Genomic DNA, 15,087 nt, shown 5'->3' with positions numbered 1-15,087 from the left:
TTAGTATTTTGCAAAACCTATTCAACCACATTTAATATTAAATCAACAAGTTATATAGGAGCGGTATGCGGTGTTGAAAAGACGAAGTGAATTTGAAATTAAATATTATAAATTTTTATCAGAATTAAAAGATGAAATCATATCAGGAAGATTGAAACCAGGAGAATTTATTTTGCCTGAAAATACATTAAGTAAAGAATACGAATTAAGTAGAGTGTCAATTAGGAAAGCACTTGCCGAACTTGTTGATGAAGGATTAATTGAGAAAATTCCTGGGAAAGGAAATCGGGTTTCATTGCCAGAAGAAACCTCAAAGCAAACGATCACTCTCGGCTGGTACTCTGATTCCTATGAAATCGAAATCATTGAGGAAATTATTGCGAGATTTGAGCAATTAAATCCATATGTAAAAGTAAATTTACAACTATTTCCTGGTACAGATTATGTATACTCTTTGACTCAATTAATCGAAAGAGGGCAAGGACCCGATGTTTTTATGGTATCAGATTTACATTTTCGGCAATTGGCGGCAAGTAAACAATTAGATATCATTGATCCCTATGTTCCAGAGTACTTGCATCCTGATAAAGACAGTTATCCAAAATTATTTGAGATGTTTTCCTTAAACGATAAGACAATTTTAACTCCATTCTTATTCTCACCTGTGATTATTTGTTACAACAAAAAAATGTTTTCAGAAGCTCGCATTTCCAATTCATATAAATTGGAAAATTGGCTTGATTTGCTTGACAAGGCTAAAAAATGTACCAAGGATGAAACTGTTCAGGATCTCGTTGAACAATACGGTTTTTGTTTTTCAGCTTCTTCAAACCGTTTTCCAGTCTTTATGCTACAAAATGGCGGCAGGTTTTTTGATGAAAATCGAACGTGTTCGGTATTAAATAGCAAGGAAAATATTGAAGCATTAACGTTTTGTGTTGATTTGATGTATGAAGATAAGGTTTCACCGATATTTTCACATGGCAGCAATCATATGGCTGAAAACCTATTTATGCGTGAGCGAGCGGCCATGATATTAACCACTTATTTCTTTATGAATGAATTTCGGGATCATAAAATCAAATGGGATGTTATGCCTGTTCCAAAAAATAAGAAAAATGCAACTTTACTTCTCGGCGGTTCATTAGGCATTAATAAGCATAGCGAAATGAAGGAGTCTGCTAAAGCCCTTATAAATTACATGGTAAGCACGGAAGCTCAAACGACATTAAAAAGAAACGGATGTACCATTCCAATGCTAAGAGTTGTAGCAGAAGATAATCATTTGCTTCAGCCGGGCATTCATCCTGATAACTACAATGCTTTTAAAGAAGTCATGCCATTTGCGTATACAACAAGAGATTTAAATTTGACGAATAATGACATTGAGCTGCTAGAAAATGAATTGCAATTTTTATGGGCTAACATGGAAAAACCTGAGGATGCATGCAAAAGAATAGAGAAGCTTTTAAATGACATGTTGAACAGTACGAATCATTGATCGGAAAGGTGAGGAGATTATCTATGAATAATCAAAAAAATTATTCTAGAATTAAAAGTCATCCGCGTATTTTATTTACTCAACAGGAGATAGAAGAAGTGGGAAATGGCCCAAAGATAGACACCTTTCTTGAAAAAGCAGATCAATTCTTAAATGAAGATGAGTTTCAAGTGTCATATCCTATGATTGATTTCCAATTAAACGTGAGTCTTCCACTAATTCAATTAGAGCCGCTGCCAGAGGCACATGGATATATCGATTTTCCTTATTGGACAATGTATTCTCGCGCAATAGAAGATAGAATGACTGTATTGTCAATTGCTTATGCCTTAACAGGTAAGGGGATTTATGGAGATAAGGTAAAAGAATACCTATTAGCACTAAGCAGATTTACTAGATGGTATGAGTTTCCAAACAGAGGTGCTGAAGGAAACTTAAGTAATGCTCACTTTACTCTGGCAATGGCTATTGGCTATGATTCTATCGTACATCTATTGAACGGCCTAGAAAAAGAATTAATACAAGAGGCAATCGTTGAAAAAGGTTTAAAGCCTTTAGTAATCGATTTTGAAAATTACGACAGTCATAATATTATTGCTTCAAAAAGAGTGTCAATGCTCATAGGAGCCCTTTCCGTCATAGGCGAAAGGGATGTAGATAAGTATTTGACAAATGCCTATGATTATCTCTTTTCATACTTAGAGGATAGGCTGACAAGTCCAGAAATTGAAGGGCTTCTTTATACTGGGGTAGCCATACGCCATGTTCTAATGGCAGCTGATGCATTATACCGAACAACTGGAGACAACACTCTTATTAGCCATCCGTATTTCAAATCTTTTTTGCCTGATCTTTTCTTTTATATGCTAGGAAGTGCTGAAAAGCAAACCTTTGTAAATTTTTCAGATTCTTTTTATATATTAGATGTAAGTTTCTTAATGGGAAAATTAGCACAGCGAAACAAGCATCCAGTTACTAGCTGGTATTTCAAAAGAGCAAAAACCAATAGTCAAAATATTCTTTTAAGCATGGATAATATGGTTAAACCTATGTCACCTAACGAATTTTATCAAGGTGAGAACTCAAAAGTCTTTCCAACTATTGGGTGGGCTGCATTCAGAAGTGGATGGGAGGGAAAAAGCCATTTTCTAGCATTCGCTTCGAGTTCTTCTGCAAAAGGGCATAATCATTATGATCAAAATAATTTTGTTTTGCACGTAAATGATGAGTGGTTAATTACAAATCCAGGTTATCAGGATTATGTTGAAGGACCAAGAAATGTTTTTACATTAGGAACAATTGGTCATAATTCTATGCTTGTAAATGGGAAAGGGCAAGAGGAATTAGGAAAAAGCAGAATTGTCGATTGGTTTCTGTCTCCTTCCTATGACTATTGTTTAGGAGATGCGACCAGGGCATATAATGGGGCTGTGAAAAAGTGGGAGAGAAAACTCCTCCACATTGATCAATCGTATTATATTTTGCTTGATCATGTGTTGAAAAATTATAAAGAGGATCAGCTAACTTTTTTATATCATACAACATCAATGGTCGTTGAAGATGGCAAAAAGCTCGAGATTAATGATACGATAAAGGGCAATATTGTTAGCATAATTGGAGAGAGGGCAAGTGCTACCATATATCACTATTATCCAGAAAAGACAAAAAAGAAGTTGGAACAGTTCTTAGGGGCAGAAGAATATGGCACCTATATGACCGTAGAACCAGCTGCCACTAATCAGGATGAAATTGGTATTACAATGATTTATCCTCATTCAAATAAACAGTTAATGGACAAAAAACTTGTCTTTGAAAGTGATGTTAGCAGGGGAGAAATCAATTTAAAGATTGATAGAAATAAAGATTTTTTAACAGATTATTTCCTATTTGCTAAAGAGCAAGATAGTAGCACGATCACTTCGAATCAGGGAGATCTTACGATAACAGGGGATCACGCGTGGGTTTGTTTTGATAATCAGCTTGAATGTCCTGTAAAGCTTTTCCTTTTTAATGGTACAGAATTAAATTTTAGAAGTAAAAGATATATTACTGCAAATAAAAAACTAAATGTAATGGTTGAAATGAAACAGGATTCCATTTGCTATGATATAGAATTAAGAGCAGAGACGATTATTCATATTTCATGTGAGCGTTCATCTATGATCATAGTAAATGGCAATAGACATGATAGGAAAGGAAAAGAAAGTGGACAGATAGAGATTGTTTTGCCGATAGGAAGGAATGTCATAGTGGTAATAAAGGAAGATTGATTTTTGCTGAATTTGAAGGAGATGGACATATATGATACTGACAGGATGGAAAGGGAAAGTACATGAAATTTTAGAATGGGTAACGAGACTTGCATATGTAAATTTACTCTGGCTCTGTGGCATATTAGCAGGTTTTATTGTTGCAGGAGTTTTTCCAGCAACGATTGCATTGTTTGCAGTCATACGAAAATGGCTGCAAAAAGAGGAAGATTTGAAAGCAGCCTCCTTCTTCTGGAAAACTTACAAAAGTGAACTATTAAAAGGAAACGCCTTCGGATATATTTGGGTAATTCTTGGGCTTATTTTATATTTTGATCTGCTTTTTTTCCGTGGGTTTTCAAATGTAATGAGTCTAATCTTTACTTATATTACCTTTATAATCGGAGTTATTTATATTTGTTCGTTCTTAATTTCCTTATCTATGTATGTTCATTATGATCAAAAAATCTTTCAAGTTGTGAAAAATTCTGTACTACTGGCATTATCTCGACCAATTGCAGCAATCCTTTTTGTAATCTCTTTCTATCTTCCTTATTACATAGTGTTTAAATTTCCGGGCTTATTGCTGTTTTTTAGTGGCAGTTTCATTGCGTTTTGCATGTTATCGGTGTCTTTAAAATTATTTGATAATTTCAACGATAACCAATAGACTCAATATTTAAAAAATATTGATAATGACCCAACGTTATATTATTCTTATTATAAATACATGTTAAATACATGTAGTTATTGGATGGAGATACTCGGAAAGGAGATGTAGTTATGGAATTGAAGACCTTAAATGTAGAAGAACCTTTTCCGATCAGCCCGAAGGAAAGCAAATGGAGTCGTATTGTTAAAAGAATAGTAAAGGATAAGTATTTAATCTTATTGCTTTTACCTGGTATTTTATATTTTCTTATTTATCGAGTTGTACCTATGGTTGGTATTGTTATCGCTTTCAAAGATTATAGTGCTTTCAGAGGATTTGTTGATAGCCCGTGGGTTGGATTAAAATACTTTAAATTAATTTTTCAAGATACAGAGGTTTTAAGAGTCATTTGGAATACATTGCAAATATCGTTTTTGCAGATTTTTTTTGCTTTTCCAATTTCAATTGTCTTGGCTCTTATGATAAATGAAGTGAGAAATCAATTTTTTAAAAGGGTTGTTCAATCAATTGTTTATCTGCCTCATTTCTTATCTTGGGTAGTGGTAATCGGAATAACGGTTATTTTTCTAAGAAGTGAGGGGCTATTGAATACGTTTTTAGTCCATGCTTTTGGAATGAACCCGATAGACTTTTTAACTGATCCAAATCTATTCAAGCCAATCGTAATTCTCCAAGTTATATGGAAGGAATCAGGATGGGGAACAATCATCTTTCTAGCCGCATTAGCGGGAGTCGATCCAGCGCTTTATGAAGCCGCAGCAATGGATGGAGCAAATCGCTGGAGACAAATTTGGCATATTACATTGCCGGCGATAAAAAGTACGATTATCATCCTTTTAATTCTTCGTTTAGGAAATGTGATGGAAACAGGGTTTGAACAAATCTTCTTGATGCTCAATCCGTTTAATATGGAATCGGGAAATGTGTTGGATACATTTGTTTATTTCAAAGGAATTCAGCAGGCAAATTATAGTTTTGCAACAGCAGTTGGGTTATTCAAGGGATTAGTTGGATTAGTGCTAGTTTTCGTTGCTAACCGTTTAGCAAAGAAATTTGGTGAGGAAGGCTTGTATTAATTGAGAAAGGAGAACATTCAATGTATAACAATACTCTTGGCTCTAAAATCTTTGACACCATTAATGCAGTAATTCTAGTTATTGTTGCGTTTACGATGCTATTCCCGTTTTTCTATGTGTTTGCGGTTTCATTTTCGTCTGTCAGTGATTTTCTTGAAAACGATTTTCTATTTTGGCCAAAAGAATGGGTGACTGATGCTTATGAGTATATATTTAGTTCAGATCGATTTATAAGATCCCTTCTTGTATCAATTGTTATTACTGTTGTAGGAACGGCTGTAAATTTATTCTTTACAGCAACAATGGCATACGCACTTACTAGAGCGGTCATCGGCCAACGTGCCATTCTACTAATGGTCATTTTTACGCTACTATTCCATGCAGGGATGATTCCAACTTATATGGTTGTTAAGGCAACCGGGTTAATTAATAGTATATGGTCGTTAATAATACCTGTAGCAATTAGTCCATATTACTTAATTATTATGAGACAGTTCTTTTTAAGCATCCCTGATGAATTGAAGGAAGCGGCAATCATGGATGGAGCAAACGAAATACAAATTTTCAGAAAAATAATCCTGCCATTATCGAAGCCGGCTTTAGCAGCCTTTGGGCTGTTTTATGCAGTCACGCATTGGAATAGTTACTTTACGGGAGTTCTTTATATAAGTGATCCTGCAAAGTGGCCAATACAAGTTATTTTAAGGCAAATAGTCATTGTGAATGAACCAAACGCAGCTTTGGGCGCTAATGAAATGCTTCAAGCGATGCCACCCCCAGTAACGGTTCAAATGGCCGCAATATTGATAGCAACTTTACCAATTTTGATTGTATATCCATTCTTACAAAAGCATTTTGCTAAAGGGGTGATGCTTGGATCAGTTAAAGGGTGAGTTATATTCATTCAATTGGTTTAAGTAAGCACTTAAAACGAAAAATGGGGGGAAAATGATGAAAAAGGGTAAAATTTTGTTAATTATGATGTTGATTTTATCGCTTTTATTGGCTGCGTGTACATCCAAGACGAATGAAGTTAGTAATAATGAAAAAGAAAAAGACGGGGATAAGGAAACAGAGAAAAATACGGCAATTGATCCTTTTGATCATTCTACAAAATATACGATTACTGGTATGACGTTTCGTTTTGGAGATCCGCCGCCATCATCAAGCCCTGGCTTAGATTTAATTAATGAGAGATTCAATATTGACTACAAGCCTGAAATTATTCCTCAAGGGGATTATGTGGAGAAATCTTCCGCTATTGTTGCATCAGGATCGATGCCAGACTTAATTGGTTTCCCAGCAGAAGATGCTAGATTTTATCAATGGGCTGAAGAAGGAGCATTTCTTCCATTAGATGATTATCTAAAACATTATGAAACTTTAGGTAATATTCCGGAGCATATTTATGATGCATTTAAAGTTAACGGAAAAATTTATGGGATTCCTCGATATACACAAATTTATCCTGTTACACCATTTATTCGTAAAGATTGGTTAGATAATCTAGGTTTAAAGATTCCAACTAGCTATGAAGAGCTAAAGAAGGTAGCCATTGCATTTACAAATGACGATCCAGATCAAAATGGAAAGAAAGATACTTATGGCTTAGCAATTGGAGAGAATATTAATCCAGATTTCAATATGGGTACGTATTGGGATACTAATGCATGGTATCATCAAAATGAAGATGGAGACTTTATTCCAGGAATTATTTCTGAAGGAAGAAAAGAATTGATTAGTTTTTTTGCGGATTTATATGCGAATGGAGCAATGACAAAGGATTTTGCCGTTCTAAATTGGCAGGATACGAATGCTGAGTTTTATTCTGGCAAAGCTGGAATTTTCATTGGAGGAGTTGCTGGTATGTCTGAGCCTTACTTAGAAGGACTGCTTGAAATAAACCCTGAGGCTGAGTTAGTTGCCATTCCTCCGTTTGAAGCACCAGACGGTTCGATTGGATTTACGATGGGGACAGGTAACTCTGGTATTCTAGCATTAAATGCAAAAATGGCTGACGATGAAGGGAAAATCTATCGTGCTCTAGAGTTAGTCGATTTCGGTAAAAAGTTCTATACACAAGATCAAATGAATCCACAAAATGCAGATTTTGACTTCTTCTGGGGTAAAGAGGGTACAGGTTACAATATGGAAGATGGAATTCCTGTACGTGTTCCAGATTTCTCTTCTGCTGGTTTAGCCCCTTCCACTTATTTCTTAGATAACCGTGGACATTTACCTGAGGGTGCAAAAGTTCGATATGCAGATGATTATAATCTTGAACCAATGAAAAATCTGATCGATTCTTTACAAAATATGTTTGAATCAAACAAGCTTTATGTTAACCCATCTAATGGAATTATTTCCAAAGCAGAACAAGAAATGGGTATAGATTTAATGCAATTTGTAATAAATGAGCAAGCAAAAATGATTGCTGGGCAAAGACCTATTTCTGATTGGGATAAACTTGTTCAAGAGTACTTAAAACGCGGCGGAGATAAAATTATTAAAGAGATGAATGAAGGGATTAAAGCTAAAGGTAAAGTAGATAAAGAGTGGAAATAAATAGTCAAAATATGAATAGAGGGGTTACAAGCTCCTCTATTCATTTTCATAAAAAAATTATCATTAGAGCGTCTATCCGCTTTTTTGACAGATAACATATAACAGCTTAAATAGGAAAAATTTGACCCTTTCAAAGGAGGATATAAATGAAAAAGTATCTAACCTCTTCAAATGCGAGTTCGGAAGTATTAAATGTGCTACTGCAAAACGGGGGTTTTGAAATAGATGAGAATGGCAGTGTACCTGGCTGGCATCCAGATGGAGCGTCAACAAAGGTATCGGTCGATCAAGAGGTATTTTTTGAAGGGAAAAGCAGTCTTGTGATTGAAGATGCATCACCCGAAGATATACTTGGTGTTATCAGTAATCCAATGGAAGTGGATTCATTTAAGAATGTAATCCTAAATGTTAAAGTCTTAAAAAAATCTGGTTCTGGCGGAAAGATTGATTTTCGTTTTTTTGATCAGGATGGGAAATTGTTATCAGTTGTTAGCTCATTAATTGATAATGAAGTAAGTGAAAATGAAAATTGGCAAGATGTTAGACTGGCAGCTGCTTCACCAAAAAATGCTGCCTATTTTAAAGTAGCTTTCTATTCTCCCGCTGAAAAAGTAGGGGTATATTATGCAGATGATGCAAAAATTACGCTTTCTAAAGCTCCAGGGAAAATAACAAATCTTGGTCCCCAATCGACTAGTCTTACAATTATGACTGGCGACTATGGTAAAGATAAAAGCGGCCGTGATGTGATGTATACAGTTGCTCAAGGAGATCCAGCTAAGTTTATTGTAAGTGATGTTCATACGAAGCAAATTTATGATCAAGAGCCATTAGTTGCACTTGATGGCAGTCATGCTATAGCAGCATGGGCAATAACAGTAGCCTCTGATGGAAAGGTTTATATCGGGAGCACACCTAACGGTACATTATTTCAATATGATCCAAATACAGAGTCCATGCGTACAATTGGAAAACCAGTTCCAACAGATACTGTCATTTGGGTACTGACACCTGGAAAGGACGGTAAGGTTTATGGGGGAACAGGGTATTCACAATCCATTTTTGAATATGACCCAGTTACTGATCAGTCAAAGGTATTGACTACTTTTAAGACATCATCAAAAGAATCGCATGTTCGTGCTCTTGCGTTTGACGAGGAACGCAATACACTTTATGTTGGCGGTGCTGATGTTGCGAAATTATATAAATATAATCTAACAACGGGGGAAAAATCTCTCATAATAGGATTCGGAGGAAAAACATCTGTTTATGACTTAAAATACACTGCAGGCAAATTATTTATACGCGTAGATCCCGGACCGATTATGTATGTTTATACGCCAGAAAACAATACACTAATTGTGAAAGAAAATTCCGAATACAACACAAGAGGATTTTCACCAGTCTCCCCAGATGGAAGGGTTTTTTATACCTATTACGAGCTAAAGCAAGAAGGTGGAAACCAATGGTCATTGTATGCGTATGATGTGAATTCAGGAGAATATGGATCACTTGGCGTTGATGTGAAAGGAGCGGGCATTGCGTTCGCATATGTTGAGTTAAACGATCCGAAATTCCCTGGCGTAACATTGGTTGGATTAGCAGGAAATAGCGGCAGGGCCTTCTACTATAACTTAGAAACAGGTTACTTGGAAACGCCAGAGCTTCCATTGCCTCCACAATTTGTTGAATTGCACAATATTGGGAAAAGTGTAGATGGTAAGATACTCAGCTCAGGCTTCATTTCTGGAGGCGGATTAGGAGTCTACTCTCCAACTCAGGATCAAACCACTTTATATCCTTCACTTGGTCAGGTAGAAGGGTATGGAATCTTAAATGGAAAAGTGTATTTTGGTGTTTATCCTAAAGCTTCAATATTTGAATATGATCCATCAAAACCATGGAATAGAACAGATCCAAGCGAACCTTATAATCCTCCACGCCTTGCTCAACTCGGGAATGAACAAGATCGCCCAGTAGCGATGGTTGGAGTAGAAGAAGAAAACAAACTATATATTGGAACATACCCAATCGCGGGAAAAACAGGTGGTGCTCTTACCATTTATGATCCTATAACTGGACTATTCGATGTAAAACGAAATATTGTTCCTGAGCACTCCATTAACACAATATTATACAAAGATGGAAAGTTTTTTTTGGGTACTGGTGCAATGGATGACAGTGCATCTGCAAAACTCGCTATTTATGTTACAAAAAAAGGAATAATCGAATTTGAAACAATACCTGTAGAGGGGAAAAAGGCTATATCAGGTTTTGTATGGGGTCCTGATGGGAATATATGGGGAATGGCACTCGGGACATTGTTTATTTTTGACCCTAATACAAAAGAAGTTATTTATCGTGATGATAAGTTTCCAACAGCAGATTTTGCCCATTCAAATCCAAGATTAATGATTGGAACCGATGGAAATGTCTATGGGTCCATCTTTATTGGATACGTTGCAGAAAAGACATACACAAGCAAGTTTATAAAAATTGATGCTGCTACAAAAGAAGTAGAGGTTCTACTCGAAGGAAATGTCGAGAAGTTAGCGCAAGATGATTTTGGGAATTTCTATTTTAAATATGGCAGTGAATTAATGAAATATAGTGATCCGAAGCTTGTTGTAAAACTTAAAGAGGTTAAGTCTGAAATTGAGGATAGCCAATTGAAGCCAACTGAAACAACAAAAATTAATATTTCTGCCATATTAGAAAATGGAATGACGACTAAAGAATTATCTGGTGCTGATATTGAGTATAAGTTAAGTAATTCAAAAGTTGCAGAAATTGATAAAGATGGAACGATTGTAGCAAAACATCCTGGACGCACATTGATAGCCGTAACTGTTACTCTAAATGGAGTAACCGTAACTTCCAATCCAATAATGTTACAAGTAATAGGACCATTCCCTGAAAAGTAGTTTATTTTATAGCTATGTGAATGTTAACTATTGATAAAAAAGCCTTTGGTGTAAACAACTTCAAGAAAAACGGAAGTAGGAGAAGAAATTGGAGAAAGAAAAGCTAAAAATTTTTAATCAAAGAAGAGAGCCAATTGGTGTGGCTGCTCGGGAAGAAGTACATAGACTCGGGCTTTGGCATGAAACCTTTCATTGTTGGTTTGTTCGTCGTGAGGATGGAGTCGATTATGTTTACTTACAAATAAGAAGCAGCAAAAAAAAGATCATCCAAATCTATTAGATATTACTGCAGCTGGCCACTTATTAGCTCATGAAACTATTTATGACGGAGTGCGGGAAATTAAGGAAGAGCTAGGGATTGAAGTTGGGTTTACTGATTTAATTTCATTAGAAATCATTGATTATAGTGTGATTAAAGCTGAATTAATTGATAATGAAATTGCTCATGTTTTTTTATTCAAAAGTCAAAAAACATTTGCTGACTTTCGGTTGCAAAAAGAAGAAGTATCAGGAATTGTAAGGGCGAAATTTACTGATTTTTGTCAGCTTTGGTTAGGGGGAAAATCTGTCATTACTATCGAAGGGTTCAAAATAAATAAATCTGGAGAGAATACCTTGTTAAAGAAAAATGTTGATAAAAATGACTTTGTACCACATGACATATCATATTACGAAACCATCATTAAACTTATCAAAAAAGAAATAAAAATGATGCATGGATAATATTTTCCATGCATCATTTTTTCTATTTGAAAATCAATAATATTAATAAGAACTGAGTGTCTTAAAATTATTCATCTTCTTTATTTGTACGAATAACCAATACATCACAAGGAGCATATCGGACAATGTTTTCAGATACGCTGCCAATTAGGAATCGTTCTACTGCGTTCATTCCTGTAGCTCCACAAATAATCAAGTCTACGGAATGCTTTTTGGCGATGTCCTTTGGAATTCTAATTTTAGGTGAGCCGTAATCGATTACATACTCAACATTAGAAACGCCTGCTTCCAATGCTTCATTTTTGTATTTCTCCATTAATTCTCTTGCGAACATATCAGCTCTTTCCGCGATTGTTCGGTCGTAAGCTTCCACAGTTGCAAAAGTACGAGTGTCAATAATATGTGCTATTGTGATTCGTGCATCATTTCTTTTAGCCACTTCTATTGATTTTTTAAAAGCCCATTCTGCTTCAGTTGAACCATCTACAGCTACTAAAATGTTTGAATATTTCATTCCCATAGATATCTCCTCCTTTACCTTAATTATACAATACCAAAATGTGTATATCTGTAGCAAATTATCGAACAATAAAGTAGTGAGAAAAAATAATAAAAAGGAGCTGTCTAGCGATGGAAAAACGTGATCCTAAAAAGCAATCAAATCTATTTCTTAATGAGGAAGGAATGAACCAGGTATCAGATCAAATTATGGATGTTTATAATAGCGGCGTAATCGACCAATCAAATGCTAATTTTGATCTCGATTCAAATGATGCTCCTGTTGAAGGAGAAAATCAACAGTTTTAAGTAAAAAAGAAGCTGTCATGCTAAATTGACAGCTTCTTACTATATGTCTTGCTCCAGCTCCTACCCCCGACGTACAGGACGTACTAGTGTCGACAATGCGACAAGGACGTCGCGTTTTTGTCGACCTCGAGGTCACAAGCCAAGCCTCCCAGAAAGGTAAAGAACACCTTTCCGTGAGGCTCGTCTTGTGCTATGCCTTAGGGTGACCAAGGCGCTTCCGCTTTTCTATTTATTTAATAATTTGCAGCTCTTTCGGGAATTTTGTCAAGATTTCAACCCCGTTTGCTGTGACCACTAAATCATCCTCGATTCGAACACCTGCTACATCAGGTACATAAATCCCAGGCTCAATTGTAAAAACCATACCCTCTTCAAGCAATAGAGGATTTGTTTCGGTTAATGAAGGAAACTCATGTACACTAATGCCTAGTCCATGACCTAAACGATGAGGGAAGTATTCTCCGTATCCAGCTCCTGCAATTATGTTTCTAGCAGTTAGGTCAATTTCAGAACATGAGACACCTGGTTTACATGCTTCAACAGCAGCCAACTGGGCCTTTAAAACGGTATCGTAAATTTCTTTTTGTTTATCATCAATGTCTCCATAGGCAACCGTTCTCGTAATGTCAGAGCAATACCCATCAACGATAACACCTAAATCAAATAGAACCAGGTCGCCTTTTTTGATTTTTGTCATTCCGGGATTACCGTGCGGAGAAGCACCATTCGCTCCTGTAAGTACCATAGTAGAGAATGACATTTCACGAACGCCTTTTTTCTTTAAAGCGAGTTCGACAGCAGCTAGAACTTCAAGCTCTGTTTTTCCTTCTTTTATTTCAGCACAACCAGTTTCAATGGCAAAATCAGCTAATGCACAAGCCTCGCGAATAATGCTTAGCTCCTTTTCATCCTTTACCATGCGCAGCTTTCTTAATTTTTCTTCAGCTGAAATAAATTGTACTCCATTAAACATTTGCGAAAGCACTTCATATCTTTCAACATTCATATGCTCTTTTTCAACAGCAATTCTCTCAATCTTTTTCAATCGTTTATCAATCTCTTTATGGATAAATTCCCACGGGTTTTCAATGTCTGTGTAGCTGATAATTTCGTTGTTCCAGCCTGCATTTTTTGCATCAGTCTTATCTAATGCAGGGCAAACAAGGAAGGGTTCTTCCTCTTGAAAAACAGCTATACCAAGAAGTCGCTCATGAGGATCACTTAAAAAACCACTTAGATAAAAAACATTTTCAGGCGATGATACAAAGCAAAATTGTACATCATTTTCCTTCATCCACTCGGATAACTTTCTCAATCTAGTATTCATGATAGGACCTCCTATATATTCATATAAAAAGATTAGCAATGAAATGAGCAAATGTAAACTTTTAGAACAATGTGAAAAATGGTATAAGTGAGTAGGAAGAAGGAAAAATTATTCTTTCGTTGAACTATTCTACATAATGATTAGCTGAAGGGGGAATTGAAATGAAAGTATTCTATCATGGTCATTCATTTGTAAAAATTGAGTCCCAAGGAAAGACCATTCTAATTGATCCATTCATTACTGGAAATACTTTAACGGATGTAAAGGTTGATGATGTGAAGCCTGATGTCATTATTGTTACTCATGGTCATGGAGACCATCTTGGGGATACAGTGGAACTTGCGAAAAAACACAATGCACTTGTAATTTCCAACTTTGAATTAGCCACATACTTAAGCTGGCAGGATGTCCGTACACATGGAATGAGTATTGGAGGGGCTTACCAGTTTGATTTTGGGAAGGTAAAGTTAACTCCTGCTTTTCACGGAACAGGATTAGTTAATGAGAACAAACAAATTATCTATTTAGGTATGCCTGCAGGAGTTCTTATCACTTTGGAGGATAAGACCATCTACCATGCTGGTGATACAGGCCTATTTTCTGATATGAAATTAATTGGAGATCGCCATCCTATTGATCTTGCGTTTTTGCCGATTGGTGATAATTTCACAATGGGACCAGAAGATGCTGCATATGCTGCTAAGCTGTTATGCGCAAAACGGATCGTTCCCATTCATTATAATACATTCCCACCCATTAAGCAGGACCCACATAAATTTGTTGAGATGCTTGATACTGGTGTTGGCCATGTTCTTGAGGCGGGAGAGTTCATACAAATATAATCCAAAGCGCAGCTTCCCACAGTGGCTGCGCTTTTATTCATATTCATTGGGTAGAAATCATTTTCTATTGTCTGTCCGCATACATATAAATGAAATAAGAGAAACGCGGGAGGGATCTTGGTGAAAAAAAATAGATATTTACTATGTTTACTCGTCTGTGGTGCACTGCTTTATTTTGCAATGCCAAGGCTCGATGTATTTAGTGAAGGATTGGAAGGGATATTTGCGATATCTTGGCTTGTATTTGCACTTATTGTGATAGCTGGGAATTTAACCGCACTGCTTTATTCTCCAAAGAAAACCATGACAAGTACAAGGTCGCAAGCGATTAATGAGAGAAAAAGAGCAAGATCCTTCTATCGGTAAATGTAGAATATTTAAGACGATTCATGCACCGAAT

At 36.0% G+C, this 15,087-nt stretch carries 14 protein-coding genes; 12 read left to right on the top strand and 2 right to left on the bottom strand.

The window, feature by feature from the left end; all coding sequences use genetic code 11:
• Nucleotides 1–70 precede the first annotated feature (70 nt).
• The 9 genes from KHA94_RS15550 to KHA94_RS15515 all read left to right on the top strand — a co-directional run bounded on the left by KHA94_RS15550 (nt 71) and on the right by KHA94_RS15515 (nt 11,711).
• Nucleotides 71–1,501 (top strand): extracellular solute-binding protein, encoded by a 1,431-nt coding sequence (locus tag KHA94_RS15550; protein ID WP_213103030.1) that lies wholly within the window; start codon nt 71–73, stop codon nt 1,499–1,501.
• 23 nt (nt 1,502–1,524) lie between these two features.
• On the top strand, nt 1,525–3,771 hold the full coding sequence (locus KHA94_RS15545; RefSeq protein WP_213103029.1) for a heparinase II/III domain-containing protein: 2,247 nt from the start codon (nt 1,525–1,527) through the stop codon (nt 3,769–3,771).
• Between the two features lie 31 nt (nt 3,772–3,802).
• The gene (locus tag KHA94_RS15540) at nt 3,803–4,420 is read left to right on the top strand and encodes a YesL family protein (RefSeq protein WP_213103028.1); all 618 of its coding nucleotides are present in this window, start codon (nt 3,803–3,805) and stop codon (nt 4,418–4,420) included.
• 113 nt (nt 4,421–4,533) lie between these two features.
• Complete coding sequence (locus KHA94_RS15535) at nt 4,534–5,499, top strand: ABC transporter permease (protein WP_213103027.1); 966 nt, start codon at nt 4,534–4,536, stop codon at nt 5,497–5,499.
• 20 nt (nt 5,500–5,519) lie between these two features.
• Nucleotides 5,520–6,392, top strand: coding sequence for a carbohydrate ABC transporter permease (locus KHA94_RS15530; RefSeq protein WP_213103026.1), 873 nt, complete (start codon nt 5,520–5,522; stop codon nt 6,390–6,392).
• A gap of 58 nt (nt 6,393–6,450) precedes the next feature.
• Nucleotides 6,451–8,064: an extracellular solute-binding protein gene (locus KHA94_RS15525; protein ID WP_249365511.1), complete on the top strand. Its 1,614-nt coding sequence runs from the start codon at nt 6,451–6,453 to the stop codon at nt 8,062–8,064.
• Nucleotides 8,065–8,210: 146 nt separating this feature from the next.
• Nucleotides 8,211–10,988 (top strand): NHL repeat-containing protein, encoded by a 2,778-nt coding sequence (locus KHA94_RS15520; protein ID WP_213103024.1) that lies wholly within the window; start codon nt 8,211–8,213, stop codon nt 10,986–10,988.
• Between the two features lie 88 nt (nt 10,989–11,076).
• The gene (locus KHA94_RS26540) at nt 11,077–11,268 is read left to right on the top strand and encodes an NUDIX hydrolase (protein WP_338030783.1); all 192 of its coding nucleotides are present in this window, start codon (nt 11,077–11,079) and stop codon (nt 11,266–11,268) included.
• A 50-nt stretch (nt 11,269–11,318) separates the two neighbouring features.
• Nucleotides 11,319–11,711 carry an NUDIX hydrolase gene (locus tag KHA94_RS15515; protein ID WP_476695934.1) on the top strand — a complete coding sequence of 131 codons (393 nt, stop codon included), beginning with the start codon at nt 11,319–11,321 and terminating at the stop codon, nt 11,709–11,711.
• Nucleotides 11,712–11,778: 67 nt separating this feature from the next.
• On the opposite strand, the gene KHA94_RS15510 is transcribed toward KHA94_RS15515, so the two are convergent.
• Nucleotides 11,779–12,231 (bottom strand): universal stress protein, encoded by a 453-nt coding sequence (locus tag KHA94_RS15510; RefSeq protein WP_213103023.1) that lies wholly within the window; start codon nt 12,229–12,231, stop codon nt 11,779–11,781.
• Nucleotides 12,232–12,341: 110 nt separating this feature from the next.
• Here KHA94_RS15510 and KHA94_RS15505 point away from each other — a divergent pair, with 110 nt between their 5' ends.
• Nucleotides 12,342–12,518 carry a hypothetical protein gene (locus KHA94_RS15505; protein WP_213103022.1) on the top strand — a complete coding sequence of 59 codons (177 nt, stop codon included), beginning with the start codon at nt 12,342–12,344 and terminating at the stop codon, nt 12,516–12,518.
• A 229-nt stretch (nt 12,519–12,747) separates the two neighbouring features.
• Here KHA94_RS15505 and KHA94_RS15500 read toward each other — a convergent pair whose 3' ends face one another.
• A complete protein-coding gene (locus KHA94_RS15500) occupies nt 12,748–13,845 on the bottom strand; it encodes a M24 family metallopeptidase (RefSeq protein ID WP_213103021.1) in 1,098 nt (365 codons plus the stop codon).
• A gap of 161 nt (nt 13,846–14,006) precedes the next feature.
• Between KHA94_RS15500 and KHA94_RS15495 the strand changes: the two genes are divergently transcribed.
• Together KHA94_RS15495 and KHA94_RS15490 are read left to right on the top strand one after the other, a co-directional pair.
• A complete protein-coding gene (locus tag KHA94_RS15495; RefSeq protein WP_213103020.1) occupies nt 14,007–14,687 on the top strand; it encodes a metal-dependent hydrolase in 681 nt (226 codons plus the stop codon).
• Between the two features lie 120 nt (nt 14,688–14,807).
• Nucleotides 14,808–15,053, top strand: coding sequence for a hypothetical protein (locus tag KHA94_RS15490; protein ID WP_213103019.1), 246 nt, complete (start codon nt 14,808–14,810; stop codon nt 15,051–15,053).
• The last annotated feature ends 34 nt before the right edge of the window (nt 15,054–15,087 follow it).

The organism is Cytobacillus citreus (assembly GCF_018343665.1).
GTDB classification, from domain to species: Bacteria; Bacillota; Bacilli; order Bacillales; family Cytobacillaceae; genus Cytobacillus; species Cytobacillus citreus.
Note: the sequence above shows the minus strand (reverse complement) of the source record. Positions and strands in the feature narration are given on the sequence as shown.

What these genes read in the sequence shown, in the direction of transcription:
- KHA94_RS15545 (WP_213103029.1), top strand. Translation starts at nt 1,525, where the DNA reads ATGAATAATCAAAAAAATTATTCTAGAATTAAAAGTCATCCGCGTATT.
- KHA94_RS15540 (WP_213103028.1), top strand. Translation starts at nt 3,803, where the DNA reads ATGATACTGACAGGATGGAAAGGGAAAGTACATGAAATTTTAGAATGG.
- KHA94_RS15535 (WP_213103027.1), top strand. Translation starts at nt 4,534, where the DNA reads ATGGAATTGAAGACCTTAAATGTAGAAGAACCTTTTCCGATCAGCCCG.
- KHA94_RS15530 (WP_213103026.1), top strand. Translation starts at nt 5,520, where the DNA reads ATGTATAACAATACTCTTGGCTCTAAAATCTTTGACACCATTAATGCA.
- KHA94_RS15525 (WP_249365511.1), top strand. Translation starts at nt 6,451, where the DNA reads ATGAAAAAGGGTAAAATTTTGTTAATTATGATGTTGATTTTATCGCTT.
- KHA94_RS15520 (WP_213103024.1), top strand. Translation starts at nt 8,211, where the DNA reads ATGAAAAAGTATCTAACCTCTTCAAATGCGAGTTCGGAAGTATTAAAT.
- KHA94_RS15510 (WP_213103023.1), bottom strand. Translation starts at nt 12,231, where the DNA reads ATGGGAATGAAATATTCAAACATTTTAGTAGCTGTAGATGGTTCAACT.
- KHA94_RS15505 (WP_213103022.1), top strand. Translation starts at nt 12,342, where the DNA reads ATGGAAAAACGTGATCCTAAAAAGCAATCAAATCTATTTCTTAATGAG.
- KHA94_RS15500 (WP_213103021.1), bottom strand. Translation starts at nt 13,845, where the DNA reads ATGAATACTAGATTGAGAAAGTTATCCGAGTGGATGAAGGAAAATGAT.
- KHA94_RS15495 (WP_213103020.1), top strand. Translation starts at nt 14,007, where the DNA reads ATGAAAGTATTCTATCATGGTCATTCATTTGTAAAAATTGAGTCCCAA.